Below are 20150 nucleotides of genomic sequence, written 5' to 3' on the forward strand. Positions count from 1 at the left end.
GTTGGCATCAGGCAATTTGTCGATACTAGCCTTCCGGCAAGATGTTGCGGAGAGGATCGAATGGATAGTTTGCTGCCTTACTTCGAACGTGAACTGGTGTCATTGCGCCGGCTGTGCCGCGAGTTCAGCGAACGGTATCCAAAGATTGGGGGAAAGCTTCAACTGGGTGCCGATATCTGCCCCGACCCACATGTGGAGCAGCTGATCGAGTCCGTGGCGCTGATCGCCGCACGCGTGGCGAAGCGCCAGGACGATGGTTACCCTGAATTCACCGAGGGGTTGCTGGAGTCGCTGTTCCCGCACTACCTGCTGCCTTTCCCTTCTTGCACGATCGTGCAAGCCACCCATCCGGCCGTGCGCGCTGCGGGGACGCAACCCGTGTTGACGCTGGCACGCGGAACCGAATTGCATTCTGAAGTGCTGAGCGGCGTTCGCTGTCAGTTCCGCACGGCCTACGACATCACGCTCGCCCCCGTAGCGGTGATCCAGGCGCGTTTCGACAACGCAGTCCGTCCCTCCAGCGGATCGGAGCTGCCACCCGGGGCGACTTCCGCGATCAGCATCACGCTACAAGGCGAAGGGGTGGCCCAGCTAGGCCGCATACGTGTATTCATCGACGGCGAGCCTTCGTTTTGCGCATGCCTGCGCGACGCACTCTTCTTGCGTGCGCGCTGCGCCCATATCGAGGTAGAAGAAGGGCCCTGGCAGCCGTTGTCCGTGATTCCATTCGCGCAAGTGGGTTTTGCGGAAGAGGATGCGCTGATTCCCTTTGGGGCGCGGTCGCATCCTGCCTACCGTGGACTCACCGAATTCTTCGCGTTCCCCGAAAAGTTCAACTTCTTCGATATCGATCTCGCCGAGATCGCACGCCACGTGCCGATTGGCGCGGGCAGGTTCACGCTGCATCTGGCAATCGGCGATCTCCGATGGGATTCGGACACTGCGCGAATGCTGGCCAGCCTGTCCGCCGGGAACCTGCTGCTGGGCTGCAGTCCGGCCGTCAACCTGTTCGAACGGTCCGGCGTGCCCGTCGCATTGACACACTTTTCAGCTGATTATGGCGTCGTTGCGGATGCGTCGCGAGCATCGGACTTCGAGGTTTACTCAATCGACTCGGTCCGCATGATACGTGGCACCGGCACGGACGAATCCATCACCGAGTTCCGGCCATTCTACGCATTGCGGCACGGCGAAAGGGTCGAGGGCAACCAGCACTACTGGGTGGCGCGGACGGATGGCGCCGTGGCGGCCGCCAGCCCCGGCCATGAAAAACGGATCACGCTGGTCGATGCCGACTTCGATCCGATGGCGGTGCGGAAGACAAGCCTGTCGATCAAGCTGACATGCACGAATCGGGATCTGCCCGCATCGTTGGGCAGCAGCGGAGAGTTGTTTCCGCCGCGCGATGCCGACAGCGCGAAGATCCGCTACGTGCGCAAGCCAACGCCGCCCTACCGGTTCGGGTCGGAACCGGCGCGGCACTGGCGGCTCATTTCCCACCTCACGCTCAATCACCATGCGCTGTCGCGGGACGGCCTGCCGGCATTGCGCGAGATGCTGGCCCTGTACGACCTGCCGCAATCGCCGATCTCCCGGCGACAGATTGACGGCATCGTGGCGCTCGACCAAGCCGAAACCGTTACGTGGCTGCGGCACAAATACGGGTCGTCGCTTGTCCACGGTCTGGAAGTACGGCTGACGCTCGATGAAGGAGCCTTTGCCGGCACCAGCATGCATTTGTTCATCGAAGTGATCGACCATTTCCTGGGCCTGTATGTGCAGGTCAACAGCTTCATCGAACTCGTCGTGCTCTCTAAACAAACCGGAAAGGAGTTGGTCCGATGCAAACCTCGGAACGGCTTTGTGAAGCCAGTGTGATCGACCGGCTGCTGGCCGAGCCGCACCGCTTCCAGTTCGCGCAGGCAGTGCGACTGCTGCTGCGCTGGCTTAGAAAAAACGGCTTGGCTGGCGAAGGAGCCGTGCTGCAGTTTCGTAACAGCCTGGCGATGACTTTTCCGCCCAGTGAGATCGAGGCGTTGGAAGCCGGGCCGGGAGCGCTCGATTCCGCTGCCCGAATCCTGGACGGGCTGCGTACTGGCGGCGCGGTGCGCTTTACGTTGACCCCGGCATTCGTCGGGTTGCTCGGCACGCAGGGAGGCCTGCCGCTTACCGTGACGGAACGGATCGCCGCGTCCCTGCGCTGGGGCGACGACGATAGCGCCCGTGCGTTCGTCGACCTGTTCACGCAGCGGCTCACCACCTTGTTCGTCCGCGCCTTGGGCAAGTTCCGGCTGGAGCAGACGATCGACACCGATGGTACCGACACGCGCCTGCCGTTGATGCTGGCATTGGCGGGCATCCGTAACGGCGTGGCAGGCGGTGTACAGGGTGAGCTCAACGGCGTTCCCGATGAAGTGATGGCGTATTACGCCGGGTTGCTGCGCACTCGGCCGGTTTCGGCGAACGCGGTGGCGAACGTGTTGAGCGACTACTTCGCCGTGCCGATCGCCCTGGAGCCGTTCGTGGGGAACTGGGATCACATTCCCGACCACAAGCGCAGCCGGCTCGGCAGCCGTGAGTGCTCAGGCGCCAGGCTGGGAAATGGCGCGATGCTGGGAAACCGGCTCTGGCGACGCGACCAGCAGGTGGACATCCATATCGGACCTGTCGACCGGCCTGATTTCGAACGCTTCCTGCCTGGCACGCCCGGCGCGGCGGCACTCGAAAGCATGCTGGCACTGTTCGGCCTGCCTGCCCTGACGTTCGAGGTGCGTTTGCACCTGAAGCCATCGGCCTCGCGACGCGTGGTGTTGACAAGCCGGAGGGGGGCCGAGACAAGCCGGCTGGGTTGGGACGCTCATCTCGATGGCGAAGCGGGCCGGGTGGCGCGAACGGAAACCGGATACGCGTTGAAGCCATCGGTGGCGAGACGCTGATGGTCCATATGACTTCATGCAGGGAGAGTGGCATGACACGCCAGGATTTGCATCGATGTGTAAAGGATACTGGCGCGCCGCCAAACCATGGCGGCGCATACCGCCCGAAGGGCGATGCGGAATTCGACGCTGCCACGTTGGCACTGTGCAATGCGAGCGACGAAACGTTTTCCCGGCATAGCACGCATCCGCCCCCGGTTCACGCACGCAACACCAGGCTCTCCAGTGCCTGGAAAGAATGGCCAGCCATTCATGCGTCAGTTTTCGACAGTTCGTTGGCGATGCGGACGATCGACACATCATCATCATTCAGCGAGAACGAAGCCGTTTTCAAGATGCTGTTCCATCGCTGCAGGACGGCCGGCTACGCGGCCCCTGCAAACCTGGAGAGATGTCTCAAGGGAATGGCGGCACTTGCAACCGCAGCGAGCATGTATTGGCTGCGGCCCCATGCACTGTTCGAGCTGACGCCAACCGTGAAACAGTTGCTGGCCTCGTCGGACCCTGGCGCCGATATTCCGGTGAGCCAGCTTCGACCTCCCTTTCCCGCCTGTTTCATTCGCTTCGGTACCGAACTGCAGCCAGTGGTGACGCTTGCCGAGGACATCGATCAGCGCGTTACCGGCGCCTATGTATTCGAAGCGGTGAATGACGGCAGGCGGGCAATCACGATCCTGTCGATATTCGAATACGGCGATGGTCGGACGCAGGGGGGCGCAACCACGAGCATCGTGATCGAAAACGAAAACGACAGTGTGCTGGATGTGCTGAGAGACGTGCATCTCGAGCCTGGCCTGTCCGAAACAGTTCATTCCCAACAACTGGCCATTGCCCAGGTTTGCGGCAAGGTTTTCTTGTACTGGTCGATGGCCAATGCGCGACGTCTGGAACAAGCGCCTCTTGGCGCTGCGATGGCGCGACTGCGTGCTGTCGGTCCAAAGAAGGCTGCCAGGCTTCGCCGCCTGGCTGCGGAGTTATATGACCGTATCGTGTTCGGCCCGGTGGCCCTGCCGTCGCTTCTCCAGGCTGGCCGCGGGGACGTAGCGCCACATTGGAGAAACGGTCATTTTCGGATGCAGCCCTATGGACCGCAGTCGACGTTGCGCAAGGTGGTTTTCATCGCGCCGACTTTGGTGCGTGCCGACAGGCTGGTTGAGTGCCAGACCGCTGCTCGCCAGGAAAATGCAGGCCAATGCGTTCCTGTCGCGTGCTTACGGAATTGATCAGCAATCACCGACGACATATTGAAACGAGGAGAATCCGATGAAATCCGCGATGGATGACAACGCAAAGCTCTACAAACAACGATTGTCGTATCGTAGAAATGCGGCACCGAATCAGTGTTTGGCACAACCTTGGTTTGTTCGCTTGCCCAAGCCGGTTTATTACCCTCGACATGGCTGTTCAGTGGAACCGCTGATTTGTGGGGAGGAAGTTTTCAAGCGCATCGCCGAAGACCTTAAAAATGCGGTCGACAGCGTGGACATCATTACCTGGGGATTCGACCCTGGGATGATTCTGGTACGTAAGGAAACAGCACAATCCGGTCAACGCTACGGGGATCTCCTGATCGAAATTGCGACACGCAAGAAGAATCCAGTGAAGGTTCGCCTGCTCATCTGGCATGACGACTTCGTATCTCAAAAAATAATGAACAATACTCCTGGGTACTATGGCCCTTCGCTGCCGACAATAGGTGCCAATGGTGGCGTTGGCTATTATTCAGAGGGCCACCAAAATTATAGCGCGGAATGGTATGCCAAGGTGGTCAATCGAGAATTCGAGAATATTTGTCTCCATGTGCGGCACGTTAAATCCGATCTCCTCGGACGTTCAATGGAGGGAGAAGTGCCGCCCAAGAATCTGGGGTTTACTGGGACGGTCGCTGTCTTATATGCCGCACACCATCAGAAAATGATTCTGATTGATTTTGAGCGCCCTAAGTCCGCGGTAGGGTACGTGATGGGCCATAATTCAACGACCGAATACTGGGATACCGCGGAGCACATATTCGGCGATATACGGCGGGAACGTGTGTTCGATATGCCCCAAGCTGAATTATTGAAGCGCGCGTGGAAAGAAGGTCCTTCATTTGAGGGAGCATCGCCTGGCTACTCACCGCCACCGCATCTTATGCGACAGAAAGAACGCGCCGTGCAGGATTACATCGACAGACACTCGCGCATAGTAAAGCCATATCAGGACGTATCGTGCAGGGTACGCGGCCCCGTTTTGCACGACCTGAACCACAATTTTTGTCAGGGCTGGCATGAATCCGAGCCACCGGGTTCGGCATTTCTCGATCTCTTATGGTTCCTGGGCCCGCTCCGGCTAGTCTACAAGATAGTAAGAGCGATTCGCGATATGTCGGATATGCAAATGGATCCAGGGTTTATCGCACGGCGAAACAAGATTGGAATTTCAGAGTTTCCTCGACAGGGACAAGAGCATACGGTTCAGTTAGTACGAACTCAGCCGCTGCACGGCGAGAAGGCTGCCAAGGAGTGCTATGCGAATCTTACCCGGCAAATGACGCATTATATATTTATTCAGAATCAATACATTCAGTATGCAGCTTGGGCGGCGCATCTGCGTACGTGTGTGCACAACCTACGCGAAGCAGGGTATACGAAACCGGTATACGTGTTTTTAGTTACCTCGACACCGGAAAGGGCAGGTATGGATGGACCTACGCATGAGGTTGCTGGAGGGATAGGGCAGATCAAAACGATGCCACGGTTACATCAAGAAGCTGTCAAAGTAGCTGAGCGTGGAGGCACAAGGCCCCCAGTATCGGAAGAAGAAATGATCGAATCTGGCATCAACGTAGTCATGAGTTCAATGTGGACTTGCTCGGCGGCTAGCGGAAAGTTATTGCCGAGTGATTATGAGGAAATATATATACATACGAAAGTGGCGATTGTCGACGATGCTGCATTTACCGCTGGTTCTACAAATCTGAACCTAAGGAGCATGGCGGTTGATAGCGAATTGAATTTGCTCAGCAATGCAGCTGTTGTGGCGTACGATCTGAGAATGAAGCTTTTCCAGCAATGCGCTGGAAAAGCTGGGCCGGGATGTTTTGGAGACATGTCTGCAGCGTATAATGCATGGAAGTCGCTGCGAGATGATAATCTGGCCAAGAAGAACAGGGGTGAGAATCTGGTCAGTCAACTAATGCCATTTTATGTTGACCGAAAATTTAGCTCATCATTGATTTAAGGTGCGGATATTGTGAAATTTCCTATTTTGCCTGTCATGTGCCTATTAGTTGCGTTAATGAGCGTAACCCATATTGCGAAATTTTACGAGGAGCTTACGTTGGAAACTATGCCGTCTGGAATGATGGAATTTAAAATTTCTGATCGGCCCCCTGAATGTGACTCGTGGAGGCGTCATATGCCGAAGCATCGGGATCCAAGGGCATACCGAATATATATGGAAGCCCGAAAGCTATGGCGTAGCAAGATTGGATGGCAATTGTCCCATGGCGAACTAACAACAGTACTAAACGACGTACGGACTGCCGCCGAAATGGGGGATTGGGGAGCGCGGGCGTTGATGGTGAGGTTTTACTTGCGAGGGCTTGGAGTGCTCGACAGCAACCGCGTTCTCGCCCCCGCTCCCGAAAAGGCGATATCAATCCTGCAGAGCGCTGCAACACTGGGACAGCCATGGGCAATATATGATCTCGGCATCGCGCACCAATATGGGTATGGAGGTGTGCACCAATCTGACATTTTGGCTTGGGCGCATTTTTTGAAAGCTGCCGAGCTAGGAAGCCCCGAGGCGCAAATGGTACTAGCAAGCGCCTATGGTGAGGCTAGAGAGTTCGTGAAAGAAGAAAAAATGTTGGAATGCGCGTATCGACAACGGCACGGCGATGCTGCCTATGCACTCGCTACATATCAAAGGGCCGTTGCAGGAGACTACTTGAAAGCAATTCAATTATTTCAGGCTGGCACGGAATATGGTCATCGGGATTCGGCTACAGCATTAGCTATATTGTACGCTGACGGCTACTGGTCATATATGGGCGAGAAATACAGGCCCGCATTTGAGCAGTTAGGTATCAAGGCGGATGCCGAGCGTAGTTGTCGGTACGAGGAAATCGCCGCAGCTCTCGAGATTAATCCCGACCTCAAGCTTACCCGATTGAATGAGGTGCTGCCACTGCCTCCGGCGAAGCTCCCTCCCTGGAACGGCGTTGCCGACGCGCTGGAGCCGGAAAGAGAAGGGCCGCCGACCTATTGAGAAGATTCGCGGCTGTTGATCGTGGTCATGATAGCCGGAATAAGTTTGCAAAGGCGGCGTGGCGCGCCTCCTAACTGTGAGAGATATGGATGATAGAGATTTTATCGAAGCCGGATTGGCTAAATTGTCGGTGTTTGATCTAGGGAAGCGCTGAATAAATCGGTTTTAGAGCACCCGGGCGATGGCTGGGTGCGTTGGCCTCAGGCGATGCCGAGAAAGCGCATTTGATCACTATGTAACGGCTGACTTTGTCGTTTTTTAGGCCTTTGACGGGCGATTCTCGTCCTCAGGACGCAACTTGGGTATGTTGGCTGCCAAGGTACCTGCGAGCCAGTACGAGATTGGCGAAGCCGAACAGCGCGGGCGATGCTGCATTCACTGCTGGCTCTACCAACTTGAACTTGAGGAGTATGGCTTTGGACAGCGAATTGAACGTGCTCTGCAATGCCGCAACTGTTGCGTACGATCTTAAAACTAAGCTCTTCCAACAAAGTACTGGAAACCCTGGGCCGGCATGTTTTGGCGATATGAAAGACAAATTTCAGGATTGGAAACTGCTGCAGAATGCCAATCACGTATTGAGGGATAAGGGGCAATCTATGCTTTCTCAGATTGTTCCATTTTACGTTGATCGCGAGCCAAGCAGTTCGTTGATTTAACCATGGCAGCAACATGAAGCACTCTATTATTCCTGTCACATGCTTATTCGTTGCACTGATGGGCGGGACACAAATTTCCCACTTTCGCAAGGAGCTTGCTATGGAAACTATGCCATCTGAAATGGTGGAATTCAAAGTCACCGATCCCTCACCTGAATGCGATTCATGGAGGCGCCATATGCCGAAATATCGAGATCCGAGGGCATATCGAATATATATGGAGGCCAGAAAACTATGGCGCAGCAAGATTGGGTGGCAGTTGTCTCGTGGCGAATTAACAATTGTGTTGAACGGAGTACGCAATGCTGCTGAAATGGGGGATTGGGGAGCTCAGGCTCTTATGTCCAAGTTCTACTTGCGAGGGCTTGGAGTGCTCGACACCAATCGCGTTCTCGCACCGGCTCCAGACAAGGCGATCGCAATCCTACGGAGCGCCGCAGCGCTGGGCCAACCGTGGGCAATATACGATCTCGGCGTCGCACACCAATATGGTTATGGAGGTGTGCGCCCTTCCGAAACCTTGGCGTGGGCGCATTTCCTGAGAGCTGCCAAGCTAGGGAGTCCCGAAGCACAAATGGTACTGGCAAACGCATATAGCGCGGTTAGAGCGTTCGATAAAGAAGAAAAGATGTTGCAGTGCGCTTATCGACAACGCCACGGCGAGGCTGCTCAGGCGTTTGCAATGTATCATAGCGTTATTGCGGCAGACTATCTGCAAGCAATTAAATATTTTCAGAACGGCGTTGAATATGGAAATCACGATTCGGCAGCGGCTTTGAGAAGATTATACGCCGACGGCTTCTGGTCATATATGGGCGAGAAATACAAGCCTGCATTCGAGAAGTTAGGTATCAAGGCGGATGCTGAGCGTAGTCGTCGGTATGAGGAAATCGCCGCAGCTCTCGAGATTAATCCCGATCTCAAGCTGACTAGGCTAAATGAAGTGCTGCCGCTACCGCCAACAAAACTCCCTCCTTGGAACGGAGTTGTCGACGCGCTGGAGGTGGAAAGGGAGGGGCCGCCAATCTATTAGATATATGGTTTCCTAGTAGGAAAGGTTGGCGAAGCCGAAACAGATAAAAATAGTCACACGTTTCTCTTCGTGACATAAGGGGATGTATGCGTATAAATAGTTACTCGATGCGGGATATGTTGGCCGAAGAGACTACAGAAACATCGACGTCTCTTTTTGGTAGTCAGATCCTTATATAGTTGGTTTTGATCAACGCAATGCTTCCAAGGCTGAAATATCATTTTTATCTAATATGAACTCTATAAAATGGAAATTCATCAGTTTCCCTCTCGCATTCGGTTTGCTGACTGTTCTTCTCATTCTGGCATACGATAGTTATCGGAGGGGCTACGTGGGCGAAATTCCTAGAGGAATCAGTGAATTTAATATTTTGGATACTCCGCCGGCTTGCGCAGCTTGGAAGCAGAACATGCCTAAATTACGCGACCCAATCGCTCACGAAATATATATAAAAGCGCGTAAACTTTGGCGTAGTAAGGCGGAATGGGCGCTTACTCGCGAAGAGGCTACTCAGATATTAAATGGTGTTCGCGACGCTGCCGAGCGGGGAGACTGGGGAGCGCGCGCCCTCTTGGCGCGGTTTTATCTGCAGGGGTTAGGCGTGCTTGAGTCGAATCAAGTATTGGCACCGATTCCGGAAAAGGCGATCGAGATAGTTCGTACAGGAGCTGAATTGCAGCAGCCGTGGGCTTTGTACGATCTAGGCGTCGCCTATCAGCATGGTTATGGTGGAGTCCCACAAGATGGGCGTATAGCATGGGCCTACTATGCCAAAGCTGCAGAACGCGGAAGTCCCGAGGCGCAATTGGCTTTGGCAGAAGCATATGGAGCTTCTAGACAGATCGAAAAGCAGGAGACAATGCGTATGTGTGCCTTCACCCAGCGATTTGGCCCGGCCGCATCGCTGCTTGGAGGAAATCGTCGCGCAGTAGTCGGCGATTTCAATGCTGCCATACTATTCTTCCAGAATGGCGTTGAATTTGGGGACAGGGATTCAGCATTGACTCTTGGTCGGCTTTTCTCCGAAGAATTCTGGCCTCACATGGGTATTAAAACCAAACCTGAGCTTGAAGTCCTAGGTATCCAAGTGGACCGCGAGCGAAGTGATAGATATCACGAGATTGCTCAAGCCCTAGAAATAAACCCGATCTAAGGTTTGGGCGACTGAAGGAAGTGTTGCCACTTCCGCCGGCCAAATTGCCGCCGTGGAGCGGAATTGGGGATGCTCTGGCTCCGGTTACGGACCAGTCGCCTACCTATTGATCAGCGCTTAATGAGTTGGGCCCTAATATGCAAATCTAATAATCGGTGCGACTGTTCGGTTTTGAATTTTATGATAAAAACAAAAATATAGCAACCGAGTAAATCAGAGGCGAGCACAGCATGAACAGTATCCATTGTTAAATTTGCGGACATAGGATTTTGGATAGTGATGGGCAGTCGAAAATATCCTGAATAACGAGGCAGATTTGTTTGTTATTCATGTGTCAATATAGATTGCCAATAAACAAAAAGTCGTCCCAATTTATTTAAGGTTATAGAGAAGCTTCAAGAGCCAGAAGGTGCAGCAGAGCGACAAACACGCGAAGCAAGGCAGGACGGTAGCCCTTGCTCGCTAAACTGGTGCAATTTCATGGCCGATCGTAAGGTAAGCTCTTCGTTGATTTACAGGATATCATGAAACTTTCAATTCGCTCAGTCACTTGCTTAGGTCTTGCCCTAATAGGTGTAACGCAAATCGTAAATTTCTCAGGGAAGCTTACTTTGGGCACCATGCCGTCCGAAATGGAAGAGTTCAGGCTTTCCGACCCGGCACCTGAATGTGATTCATGGCGACGTCATATGCCGAAGCACCGTGATTCTGCGGCGTATCGAATTTACATGAAGTCGAGGAAAATCTGGCGCAGCAAGATTGAGTGGCAGTTAACCCGAGACGAGGCCATACAGATACTAAGTGGTGTTCAAACCGCTGCCGACATGGGGGACTGGGGAGCGCGTGCGTTGATGGCAAAGTTCTATCTGCAAGGTCTCGGCGTACTTGACACAAATCGCGTTCTTGAGCCAGATCCGGTAAAGGCGGTTGCCATCCTGCGCAGTGCTGCATCATTAGGGCAACCGTGGGCGCTTTATGATTTAGGCGTGGCACATCAATATGGTTACGGCGGCGCTCACCCATCCAATAAGCTTGCGTGGGCATATTATTTGAAAGCCGCCACTCTCGGCAGTCCGGAAGCGCAGATGGCATTGGCAAGTGCGTACGGCGACGCACGGAAATTAAAAGACAAGGAAAATATGTTGCTGTGTGCGTATCGACAAAGGCACGGCGAGGCTGCTCACGAGTTGGCAATATATCAGGTAGCAATCACAGAGGACTTCAATCAGGCAATCCGATATTTCCAAGACGGTACCGAGTATGGAAATCGAGCCTCGGCATTGGCTTTGTGGCGACTATACGCTGACGGATTCTGGTCTTATCTGGGCGAGGACTACAAACCTGCGTTTGATCGATTGGGGATCAAGGCGGATGCAGAACGTAGCCGCCGATATGAAGATATTGCCGGGGCTCTTGAGATCAACCCGGATCTCAAACTCACGCGGCTCAGCGAGGTGCTGCCATTGCCACCTGCAAAACTTCCCTCATGGGATGACGTTACCGACGCGCTGGAGCCGGACACTGATGCTCCGCCTGCATATTGAATCGCGTATGGCCTGGCAATCGAGGAAGTCGAAAGCAGGAAAAGCGAAGCACCGCATTACGTGACATAGGGAGATGTGGATGAACAAGGATTTACTCGACGTCGGATTGGCCGCGTTGTCGGTGTTCGGTCCAGGAGCACAGCGGGACCGGCTACTGCGGATGAACTTCCCGCATGAGGATGGCCCGGCGAACTCCACAATGCTCGTCAACGCTGTAAAAATGCACGAGGAACTGTCACGAGACTTCCGGATCGAGGCCGAGGTCCTGGCCGATGACGCAGGCATACCGTTGAAGAGCATGATGGGGCGGATGGTGACCATCACGCTCGTCCGGGAAGACGGTAGCCTGCGTTACATGAACGGGTATGTCGCTACGTTCGCATTCGTCCGCGCGGACGGCGGTTTTGCATATTACCGGATGGTGCTGGAGCCATGGCTGGCCTTCGCACGGCTACGCAAGGATAACGTCTCGTTCCATCACCGAAGCGTTGTGGAACTGACCGAGACAACTTTCGCGCATTATCGTCAACACGACTGGACAACGCGTCTGAGCCTCGATTACCGAGGCAAGAAACTGACTTGCGCAAATCAGCATAATGAAACCGACTACAACCACCTGCATCGCCGTTGGGAGGACGCTGGGCTGTATTACTGGTACGAGCACAGGGCGGATGGTCACACCCTGATTCTCGCGGACGATTCGATGCAAGCCCGGGCGATCGATGCGATACGCCTCGACGGTACGGATGGACAGATTCACTTTCGCGGCAGTGCCGGCTCCGATGAGGCGGATGGCCTTCGCGAATGGCAGCCGGTCCGAAACCTGGGCTCGGGTACGACGACGCTGGCCAGCTTTAATTACAAAAGTCCGCGCGCCGTACGGGTCACCGGCTATTCATTGAACGAGCAGGGTGATGTGGCTGGTCACGAACTGTATGAGAACGCCGGTGCGTATGGTTTTGCGGATGCACAGGACGGTGAGGCGTTTGCGCAGCGTCGGATGGAGGAGCGCGACCGCACGACGCAGAGTTTCGAAGCTGGTGGGAACGATCGTGTCGCACAGCCAGGCCGGACATTCAAGCTTGCAGGGCACTTCAGCGCGGCAGCAAGGTCGCCTGCCCACGGCGAAGAGCGCAAGCCTGGCAAAGGCGAGCGAGACTATTTGATTGTGTCCGTGACGCATACGGCAACCAATAATTATCCCGCCGGCCCGCACGGCAAATCGGAGTACAGCAATACGCTGACTTGTATCCGCCGCGATATCCGTTGGCGACCTGGCCGTGGACATAACAGCGAACCATGTGCCAATCCGGGCGTGCAAACCGCTATCGTCGTCGGCCCCCCGGGAGAAGTCGTCCACACGGACGAGCTTGGCCGCGTGAAAGTGCAGTTCCACTGGGACCGGCTGGGGCAATTCGACCAGGGCAGCTCACCGTGAATCAGGGTGATGATGCCAATGGCCGGCAAGTACTTCGGCCAGATGTGCCTGCCGCGGATTGGACAGGAGGTGGTAATCCAGTTCCTGGATGGGAACATCGACCGGCCAATTATCGTTGGTGTGGTGTATAACCGGGACAATATGCCCCCTTGGCATCTTCCGGCGCAACGGGCGTTGGCAGGCTTGCGCAGCCGGGAATTTGGCAATGACAATGGGGGCAGCAATCACCTGGTCCTCGACGACACCAACGGGAAAATGCAGGCACAGCTCAGGAGCGACCACCAAAGTAGTCAGCTCTCGCTCGGTAGCATACATCGTATCGAGACTTCGGACGGGCGTCTGGATGCCCGTGGCGAAGGCTGGGAGCTGGCGACGAATGCCTGGGGCGTGGCACGTGCGAACCGGGGCCTGCTGCTTACCACCGAGCCTCGTCCGAATGCGACTGGCGAGGCTAAAGCGATGAGCGAAACTGTGTTCAGGCTTAACGCAGCGCACCAGCGCCATGCCGATCTGGCAAGGCTCGCCGAGCAATGTAGCGCACAGTCAGGAAACGAGCAGGCGCAGGCAGCTGCCGCCATCAAAAACCAGAACGACGACATCAGCGGGGATGGCCGCGGCCGCGCAGGTTTCCCTGAATTGGCAGCTCCTCATCTGGTCCTGGCAAGTCCTGCGGGTATCGAAACAACGACTGCGGGCAGTACGCATGTGGCCAGCGAAAATCATACTGCCGTGACGACCGGTCAGGATCTCGCTTTCGCTGCCGGCGGAAGCATGTTTGCCAGCGTGCGGCAGGCGATCCGGATGTTCGTGCACAAGGCGGGAATCCGCATGATCGCGGCCGCGGGCGATATAGATGTCAAAGCCCTGTCGAACAGCATCAATCTGCTGGCTAAACTCGATATTACCCATACTGCCGAAAGAATCACTCTCAGTGCCAAGCAAGAGTTAGTGATCAATGGCGGTGGAAGTTATGCCAGGTTCAACGCTGGGGGCATTGAGCAGGGCACGATCGGGAATTTCGTCGTGCATGCGGCGAGGCATAGCCTGATCGATCCGAAAAACATGGCGATGAATGAGGCTGTATTCCCTACCGGGACATTGCAGGGAAAGGGGGCTTTCCACCTCGGTAGCCATGCGGCCGCGGGAGGCCGGCCGAGCGCTGGCATGCCCTATAAGCTGTACAAGGATGGCGCCGTCGTTGAGGAAGGGAAGTTCCGTGACGATGGGAATATGGTCTTCGAACATGACCTGGATACGCTGGCGAACTACGAACTGGAGCTGGCAAACGGCAATCGCTACGTCATCGATTCAGGCGAACACGCCGACGGTCATGAGGTCAGTGCCGGGATTGGCTATCACGGCTTTGAGAACCCCGGCGGTTCGATCAGCGACGAGCACGCCTCGCTGGAAAAGGACCGGCTGCTGTCGAACCCGGCGTACCGCAACCGCCGATGAAGTATCGCCCTGAATGACTTGGACTGTGCCAAATATTCACACGAACCCGCTTAGTGATGGCATAGGCAGTCTTGACTCGATCACGAAATAATGGAGGTGTGTGATGTCTCTGGAAATCATCACGGTCGGTGATTCGACCGACCATGGCGGAAAAGTAATCAGCGGTTCGCCGACGCACGACATTGATGGGATGCCAATCGCCCGGTTGGGCGACAAGGTCTCGTGCCCGCGCACATATCCCGGCGGGCGGTCTCATGGAATCAACCGGATCGTTACCGCCCACAAAACGGTGACTGTCGGTGGAGTTCCGGTGGCGGTGACGGGGTGCAAAACGGAGTGTGGGTGCACGTTACAGGGAAAACGCCGTGCAACAGTGGGGTAATGACGTCAAGTGGCTCCCAGGCCCGCCGGCACGCCCGCCCGCCGTATCGGGCACCGTTCATCGAGATGCAGCCGGTAGAAATCGATGAAGCTGCGAACCTTGGCGGACAACACCTGCCTGTCAGGCGAATCGATGGCACCTTTCCCAGCTGAAAACAGCAAGCGGCTCGGCATGCTATTTCATATGCACTGGCGAGAGCTTCGTTCTGTCGGCCTTGCCGACCGATTGATGGTTGCCGCAACCCGAGTAGGGCTTCGAGCTTGGGCTTTGGCGTCGTTTCTACTTGTCGTGTTCGCCCTGGGGCCGAGTACGGTGCGCGCGAGCACCTGCTTCGGGACTATTGCTAAAGGGCGCTTGAACGGCGGCGTGCAGCTGCCGCTACGGGGCGAAAACTTCGGCGCCTATAGCCCGAGCGGCGTCGAAATGGGGCGGACCTATCTGCATAGCGTGGTACGGCAGATTGTGCTGGATGCGTATGCCGAACTAGGAAAAACGGTTCCCAACAAGACATACGTCTACGGTGAAACCGGCTTCGTCCATGGCGGCAGGATAAGGCCGCATCGTACCCACCAGAATGGCACATCTGTTGACTTCATGGTGCCCGTGTTGGACCAGGCAAACCAGTCGGTACCGCTTCCATCGTCGCCATTGAACAGGTTCGGCTATGGCCTGGAATTCGACGATCAGGGCCGCCTGCCGGGCATTCGCATAGACTTCGATGCGATGGTCGAGCATTTATACCAGCTTTCAGTCGCAGCTCGTCGGCACAACGTTACCATCGAGCGGGTTATCTTCGATCCGCCCTTGATGGAAAAGCTTTTTCGTAGCAGCCGGCGCGGCGCAGAGCTGGCCGATATCTTGCCGTTCATGAAGGCTCGGCCTTGGATTCGGCACGACGAACACTATCACATAGATTTCGGAATCCCATGCCTGCCACTTCGTGAGTACCGGGGGAATTAACCGTCAAAGATCGGCGCCTGCTCGGCCACACCCAATGATCGTGGCTGGAAGGCGGCAGTCGATGCGCGTAGGCCAAATCCAAATTTCAGTTCAAAAATTAGCGAAGGCTTGGACAACCTGGCTTCCCTCGTCTCGACCGATCGGGCAAGGGTTGCCATCGTTTGCTGATTTATATGGAACTTCACTTGCCAGGAAGGCGGACCTGATCACCGCTCGCGAAGCAGCGGCCTGGCACAAGGGGGAACAACATCCGGTGCCGTATATCACTCGAAGCTCACTTCCCCAGAGCCGTTCCGGCTCACGCTGCGCTGGTCCGGATTGCCGTAGACGGTCACATCGCCGCTGCCGGCCACGGCGACCGCGGCCGACTCCCGGGCGAACACCTCGGTGGTACCGGAGCCCTTGACTTCGACCGCCACGGTATTCGATGCCATGTGCTGCGCATCGATGGTGCCCGAGCCGGTCAGTTCGGCATTCAGTTCGGCGCAGCTGCCCGAGGCGCTGATCGAACCGGAGCCGAACAGCGCCAGCCGCACAGCTTCGCCGCTGCCCGATTTGAGGTCCAGGCCGCCGGTGCCGTGCACGGCGGCGTTCACATGCCGGTAACGGCCCGAGAACGCCAGGTTGCCCGAGCCGTTCAGGGTGATCGTCAGCCGTTCGCCCGAGAAGCCGGTGATCGTGCTGTCGCCGCTGCCGCGGATGTCCACCGACTGCAGCGAGGGCAGCACGGCTTCCACCTGCAACGGGCGCTTGTGGTGGAACAGCATGCCGGTGGTGGCGATGTGCAGGGTGCCGTTTTCCTGCGAGGTGGCGACATTGCCGAGCAGGCGCTGTTCTCCGCGCACTTTCAGCGAGGGCGTGCTGCCCTGGCGCAGCGTCAGGTCGATCGGCCCGTGCAGGTCGATGGCCGTGATGCCGTGGCCGATCTCGCGCACGTCGGTGCGGGTGACGCGGCCGGCCGTGGTCGACGGATTGGCCACGCCCTGGGCGCGCAGCATCGTATACGACACGCCGATCAGTCCCAATGCCAGCACGAACAGCGACAGGCCAACCTTGACGAGGGTTCGGATACGCATCACCGGCCCCGCAGCAAGGCGTGGTTCATCTGCACGTAGCGGCGCAGCCCGATGGCGCTGTAGCGCGTGACCACCAGCGACAGCAGGAACAGCGCGATGCCGCCCACCACCAGGCCGAAGCCGATCAGTGTCTGCGTGGCGCGCGAGGCGCCTTCCGGATCGATCGAGATGCGTACGCTGCCATCGGCCATGGCTTCGGCATTGTCCAGCAGGCGGCCGGAGCGGCTGGCTTCCTCGTCGAGCTCGTGCTCCAGTTCCGGCGGGCGCAGCTGGTCGACCTGGATGCCGCGCTCGCCGATCGATACCCGGGTCTGCAGGCGATCGCGCGCGGTACGGTCTTCGACGACATGGCGCAGCGGGCCGGCCAGGATCATTTCGTTGGCACCGGCCAGGCCGCTGGCGGCCACCGCGATACCGCTCATGTAGAACGCGAACGAACAGGCATACACGGCGAGCAGCAGCGCGGCGAACACCGCCGCCGGCACCACCATGAACAGGTTGAACACGGCCAGTCCGGCGAACGACGCCAGCATCCGGCCGAAGCCGGCGGGCGTGCGCTTTTGCTCGAACGCCTCCAGGTGCACGTTGGCGCGCAGGGTCATCGCGATCTTTCGCGGGTCATCCAGCTCGGCCGCGATTTCGGCCTCGCTGCGCCCCGCCACCAGCCCGTCGATGAAGCGCTGCTCGTAGTAGGCCAGCGTGCGGGCCGCCGTTTCGGGCGGCAAGCCCGTCATGGCTTTCCTCAGCGCGTCGAGATAATCCTGCTTGCCCATCGGGTCGTTCCTAGTTCAGTGCCAGTTGCAGCGCCACGGGATGGCCGTGGGCGTCGATCTGGACGATCGCCGCTGCGCTTAGCAGCACGATGGCCAGAACGGCAAGCGTTGTCAAAGTCAGTCGCATATCCAATCCTCCGATGTTGCCACTGTATGGAGATGGCAAGGAACATGCCAGCAGGCTGCGACAGGCTGCAGGAAAGGGCGACCAGGCGGCATGATGGGGGGACAGGGCGGCGCGGGACAGCATTGCAGCGGACAGCGTTGCAGCGGACAGCATTGCACTGGACAGGGCGGGGGCAGGGCGCACGATGTCAGTGCAGCAGCGCGGCGGCGGCCAGGCCGCTGCGCACCGCCATTTCCAGCGTTGCCGGATATTCGCCCGCCGTGTAGTCCCCGGCCAGCACCAGGCCGTCCAGCGGCGTGGCGTTGGCGGGGCGTACCAGCCCGGCCGTGCAGGCATAGGTGGCGCGTTTCTCGGTGACGACCTTCAGCCAGGCCGGACTGCCGAGCTCCGGCCGCCCGAAGGCCTGCGCCACCTGGGCGGCGATGGCCTGCGCCAGTTCCTGCTGGGGCAGGGCGGCGGCTTCGCCCGAGGCGCTGACGACCACCGCCAGCAGCCCGGCCTGGGCCGGATCGAGCTGGCCGCGGTCGAACACGAACTGGCCCCAGTGCCCGGTGGCCGGTGCGTCTTCCAGCGCGAAGAACGGCTGCGGCAGGCGCACGCCGGCGCCGTACTGGAGGTAGCAGGTGGTGATCGGCTCATAGGTGAACGCCGCCAGTTGCTCGACCAGCGGCGCGGCCGCCGGCAGCGGCGCCAGCAGCGCGGCGGTGGCCACGGGCGACGCGGCCAGCACGACCTTGTCGAAGGCTTCGCCATCGAGCAGCCAGCGGCCGTTGTTCTCCTGGAGTTGCGAGACTTTTGCACCTAACCGAACGATAGCGCCACGTTGCTGCAACCACTGCGCGGCGGCATCCGGGAACAGGGCCGACAGGTCGTGGCGCGGCAGCAGCATGTCCGATGCCTGGCGGCGCGCGCCCAGGCTGTCGCGCAGCACGGCCAGGAAGACCTTCGCGGACGCGCTTTCCAGCGGTGTGTTCAGGGCGGCCAGGCACAGCGGCCGCCACATGAGGTCGACGAGGCGGGGCGTCTGGTCGAAGCGCTCCAGCAGCTCCGCGACAGGGCAGTCATTGTCGAGGCTCCAGCCCATCCAGCGGGCCGCCGTGGAGAAACGCGCCATCGCCAGCTTGTCTTCGCGGTCGAGTCCCTTGGCGCCCAGCAGCGCGAACGCCAGGTGCAGCGGCGCGGGCAGCCGCGGCGCGACGAATTGCATGCCGCCCGGCGGGTAGCGCATTTGCAGCGGCACGGACAGCACAGCGCGGCCGCGGTCGATGCCGACGGTGCGCATCAGTTTCAGCGAACTGGCATAGGCGCCCAGCAGGATATGCTGGCCATTGTCGAGGGTACGGCCGGCCACGTCGATGCGGCGGGCGCGGCCGCCCAGCGTGCGCGCGGCCTCGAACAGCGTGACGGCGGCGCCGCGGCGCACCAGTTCGACGGCGGCCGCGCAGCCGGACCACCCGCCGCCCACCACGGCGACGTTCAGCATGGGCGCGCCATCGTCATCCGCGGACGTAGGTCTTCCAGGCCAGCCACAGTTTGCGGATCGGCGTCAGCGAAATGCGCTGCGTGAGCACGTGGTAGCCGTCGCGCTCGATCTCGTCGAGCACGGTGCGGTAGATGGCCGCCATGATCAGGCCCGGGCGCTGGGCGCGGCGGTCTTCCTTGGGCAGCAGGGCGAAAGCTTCTTCGTACGAACGCTGGGCGCGCTCGGCCTGGAAGGCCATCAGCTTCGTGAAATTGTCCGTGTGGCGGGCGTTCAGCAGGTCCGCCGCCGTCACGCCGAACTGCTGAAGTTCGTTGATCGGCAGGTAGATCCGGCCCTTGCGGGCATCCTCGCCCACGTCGCGGATGATGTTCGTCAGCTGGAAGGCGTGGCCCAGTTTCTCGGCGTAGCGCAGCGTTTCCGGGCGCGTGGCGCCGAAGATGCTGGCCGACAGGATGCCGACCACCCCGGCCACGTGCCAGCAGTATTTCGACAGGCCCGCGTAGTCGAGGTAGCGGGTCTGGTTCAAGTCCATTTCCATGCCGTCGATGATGGCCTGCATGTGTTCCTGCTGCAGGCCGTACGGCGCCACGTGCGGCTGCAGGGCCTTGGTGACCGGGTGGCTGGGCTTGCCCTCGTACATGGCGGCCATCTCGGTGCGCCACCAGGCCAGCTTGATGCGGGCCAGCGATTCGTCGCTGCATTCGTCGACCGTGTCATCGACTTCGCGGCAGAACGCATACAGCGCCGTGATCGCGCGGCGCCGTTCGGGCGGCAGGAACAGGAAGCTGTAATAGAAACTCGAGCCGCTGGCGGCGGCTTTCTGCTGGCAGTAATCGTCGGGAGACATGTAATTATTTGGCAATATTGCGCGATTGAA

General features: G+C 58.1%; 16 protein-coding genes. 12 read left to right on the plus strand and 4 right to left on the minus strand.

Going from position 1 to position 20150, the window contains the following annotated elements; translation table 11 throughout:
- The first annotated feature begins 60 nt into the window (after positions 1-60).
- From tssF to EYF70_RS12545, 12 genes are all read left to right on the plus strand, one after another.
- Positions 61-1878, plus strand: coding sequence for a type VI secretion system baseplate subunit TssF (gene tssF, locus EYF70_RS12490; protein ID WP_131145699.1), 1818 nt, complete (start codon positions 61-63; stop codon positions 1876-1878).
- Positions 1842-2936: a type VI secretion system baseplate subunit TssG gene (tssG, locus tag EYF70_RS12495; RefSeq protein WP_131145700.1), complete on the plus strand. Its 1095-nt coding sequence runs from the start codon at positions 1842-1844 to the stop codon at positions 2934-2936. The genes tssF and tssG overlap by 37 nt, the downstream gene beginning before the upstream one ends.
- Positions 2937-2968: 32 nt before the next feature.
- Positions 2969-4159: an AcrVA2 family anti-CRISPR protein gene (locus EYF70_RS12500; protein ID WP_131145701.1), complete on the plus strand. Its 1191-nt coding sequence runs from the start codon at positions 2969-2971 to the stop codon at positions 4157-4159.
- Positions 4160-4199: 40 nt separating this feature from the next.
- Positions 4200-6158 (plus strand): phospholipase D-like domain-containing protein, encoded by a 1959-nt coding sequence (locus EYF70_RS12505; RefSeq protein ID WP_229420835.1) that lies wholly within the window; start codon positions 4200-4202, stop codon positions 6156-6158.
- A 216-nt stretch (positions 6159-6374) separates the two neighbouring features.
- A complete protein-coding gene (locus EYF70_RS12510) occupies positions 6375-7190 on the plus strand; it encodes a tetratricopeptide repeat protein (RefSeq protein WP_131145702.1) in 816 nt (271 codons plus the stop codon).
- 672 nt (positions 7191-7862) lie between these two features.
- Positions 7863-8882 carry a tetratricopeptide repeat protein gene (locus tag EYF70_RS12515; protein ID WP_131145703.1) on the plus strand — a complete coding sequence of 340 codons (1020 nt, stop codon included), beginning with the start codon at positions 7863-7865 and terminating at the stop codon, positions 8880-8882.
- A gap of 331 nt (positions 8883-9213) precedes the next feature.
- Positions 9214-10035 carry a tetratricopeptide repeat protein gene (locus tag EYF70_RS12520; RefSeq protein ID WP_165497647.1) on the plus strand — a complete coding sequence of 274 codons (822 nt, stop codon included), beginning with the start codon at positions 9214-9216 and terminating at the stop codon, positions 10033-10035.
- Positions 10036-10559: 524 nt separating this feature from the next.
- Positions 10560-11579 carry an SEL1-like repeat protein gene (locus tag EYF70_RS12525; protein WP_131145705.1) on the plus strand — a complete coding sequence of 340 codons (1020 nt, stop codon included), beginning with the start codon at positions 10560-10562 and terminating at the stop codon, positions 11577-11579.
- A gap of 79 nt (positions 11580-11658) precedes the next feature.
- Positions 11659-13017, plus strand: a complete 1359-nt coding sequence (locus tag EYF70_RS12530) for a type VI secretion system Vgr family protein (RefSeq protein ID WP_165497648.1) — start codon at positions 11659-11661, stop codon at positions 13015-13017.
- Between the two features lie 9 nt (positions 13018-13026).
- Positions 13027-14472, plus strand: a complete 1446-nt coding sequence (locus EYF70_RS12535) for a DUF2345 domain-containing protein (RefSeq protein ID WP_131145707.1) — start codon at positions 13027-13029, stop codon at positions 14470-14472.
- A 103-nt stretch (positions 14473-14575) separates the two neighbouring features.
- The gene (locus EYF70_RS12540; protein ID WP_131145708.1) at positions 14576-14854 is read left to right on the plus strand and encodes a PAAR domain-containing protein; all 279 of its coding nucleotides are present in this window, start codon (positions 14576-14578) and stop codon (positions 14852-14854) included.
- An 84-nt stretch (positions 14855-14938) separates the two neighbouring features.
- Entirely contained in the window at positions 14939-15814 is an 876-nt protein-coding gene (locus tag EYF70_RS12545; RefSeq protein WP_229420836.1) for a penicillin-insensitive murein endopeptidase, read from the plus strand.
- A 263-nt stretch (positions 15815-16077) separates the two neighbouring features.
- Here EYF70_RS12545 and EYF70_RS12550 read toward each other — a convergent pair whose 3' ends face one another.
- From EYF70_RS12550 to hpnD, 4 genes are all read right to left on the minus strand, one after another.
- Positions 16078-16890, minus strand: a complete 813-nt coding sequence (locus EYF70_RS12550) for a GIN domain-containing protein (RefSeq protein WP_307722139.1) — start codon at positions 16888-16890, stop codon at positions 16078-16080.
- Positions 16890-17663 carry a DUF1700 domain-containing protein gene (locus tag EYF70_RS12555; RefSeq protein WP_131145709.1) on the minus strand — a complete coding sequence of 258 codons (774 nt, stop codon included), beginning with the start codon at positions 17661-17663 and terminating at the stop codon, positions 16890-16892. The genes EYF70_RS12550 and EYF70_RS12555 overlap by 1 nt, the downstream gene beginning before the upstream one ends.
- A gap of 314 nt (positions 17664-17977) precedes the next feature.
- A complete protein-coding gene (gene hpnE / locus EYF70_RS12560) occupies positions 17978-19273 on the minus strand; it encodes a hydroxysqualene dehydroxylase HpnE (protein WP_131145710.1) in 1296 nt (431 codons plus the stop codon).
- A gap of 13 nt (positions 19274-19286) precedes the next feature.
- Positions 19287-20120, minus strand: a complete 834-nt coding sequence (gene hpnD, locus EYF70_RS12565) for a presqualene diphosphate synthase HpnD (RefSeq protein ID WP_131145711.1) — start codon at positions 20118-20120, stop codon at positions 19287-19289.
- Between the last annotated feature and the right edge of the window lie 30 nt (positions 20121-20150).

Source organism: Pseudoduganella albidiflava, assembly GCF_004322755.1.
Taxonomy (GTDB): Bacteria; Pseudomonadota; Gammaproteobacteria; order Burkholderiales; family Burkholderiaceae_D; genus Rugamonas; species Rugamonas albidiflava.

Excerpts from the sequence above, each read along its gene's own strand:
- EYF70_RS12510 (WP_131145702.1), top strand. The coding sequence starts at position 6,375 with ATGGAAGCCCGAAAGCTATGGCGTAGCAAGATTGGATGGCAATTGTCC.
- EYF70_RS12525 (WP_131145705.1), top strand. The coding sequence starts at position 10,560 with ATGAAACTTTCAATTCGCTCAGTCACTTGCTTAGGTCTTGCCCTAATA.
- tssF (WP_131145699.1), top strand. The coding sequence starts at position 61 with ATGGATAGTTTGCTGCCTTACTTCGAACGTGAACTGGTGTCATTGCGC.
- EYF70_RS12530 (WP_165497648.1), top strand. The coding sequence starts at position 11,659 with ATGAACAAGGATTTACTCGACGTCGGATTGGCCGCGTTGTCGGTGTTC.
- hpnE (WP_131145710.1), bottom strand. The coding sequence starts at position 19,273 with ATGCTGAACGTCGCCGTGGTGGGCGGCGGGTGGTCCGGCTGCGCGGCC.
- EYF70_RS12545 (WP_229420836.1), top strand. The coding sequence starts at position 14,939 with ATGAAGCTGCGAACCTTGGCGGACAACACCTGCCTGTCAGGCGAATCG.
- EYF70_RS12555 (WP_131145709.1), bottom strand. The coding sequence starts at position 17,663 with ATGGGCAAGCAGGATTATCTCGACGCGCTGAGGAAAGCCATGACGGGC.
- EYF70_RS12540 (WP_131145708.1), top strand. The coding sequence starts at position 14,576 with ATGTCTCTGGAAATCATCACGGTCGGTGATTCGACCGACCATGGCGGA.
- EYF70_RS12535 (WP_131145707.1), top strand. The coding sequence starts at position 13,027 with ATGATGCCAATGGCCGGCAAGTACTTCGGCCAGATGTGCCTGCCGCGG.
- tssG (WP_131145700.1), top strand. The coding sequence starts at position 1,842 with ATGCAAACCTCGGAACGGCTTTGTGAAGCCAGTGTGATCGACCGGCTG.
- EYF70_RS12515 (WP_131145703.1), top strand. The coding sequence starts at position 7,863 with ATGAAGCACTCTATTATTCCTGTCACATGCTTATTCGTTGCACTGATG.
- EYF70_RS12550 (WP_307722139.1), bottom strand. The coding sequence starts at position 16,890 with ATGCGTATCCGAACCCTCGTCAAGGTTGGCCTGTCGCTGTTCGTGCTG.
- hpnD (WP_131145711.1), bottom strand. The coding sequence starts at position 20,120 with ATGTCTCCCGACGATTACTGCCAGCAGAAAGCCGCCGCCAGCGGCTCG.
- EYF70_RS12505 (WP_229420835.1), top strand. The coding sequence starts at position 4,200 with ATGAAATCCGCGATGGATGACAACGCAAAGCTCTACAAACAACGATTG.
- EYF70_RS12500 (WP_131145701.1), top strand. The coding sequence starts at position 2,969 with ATGACACGCCAGGATTTGCATCGATGTGTAAAGGATACTGGCGCGCCG.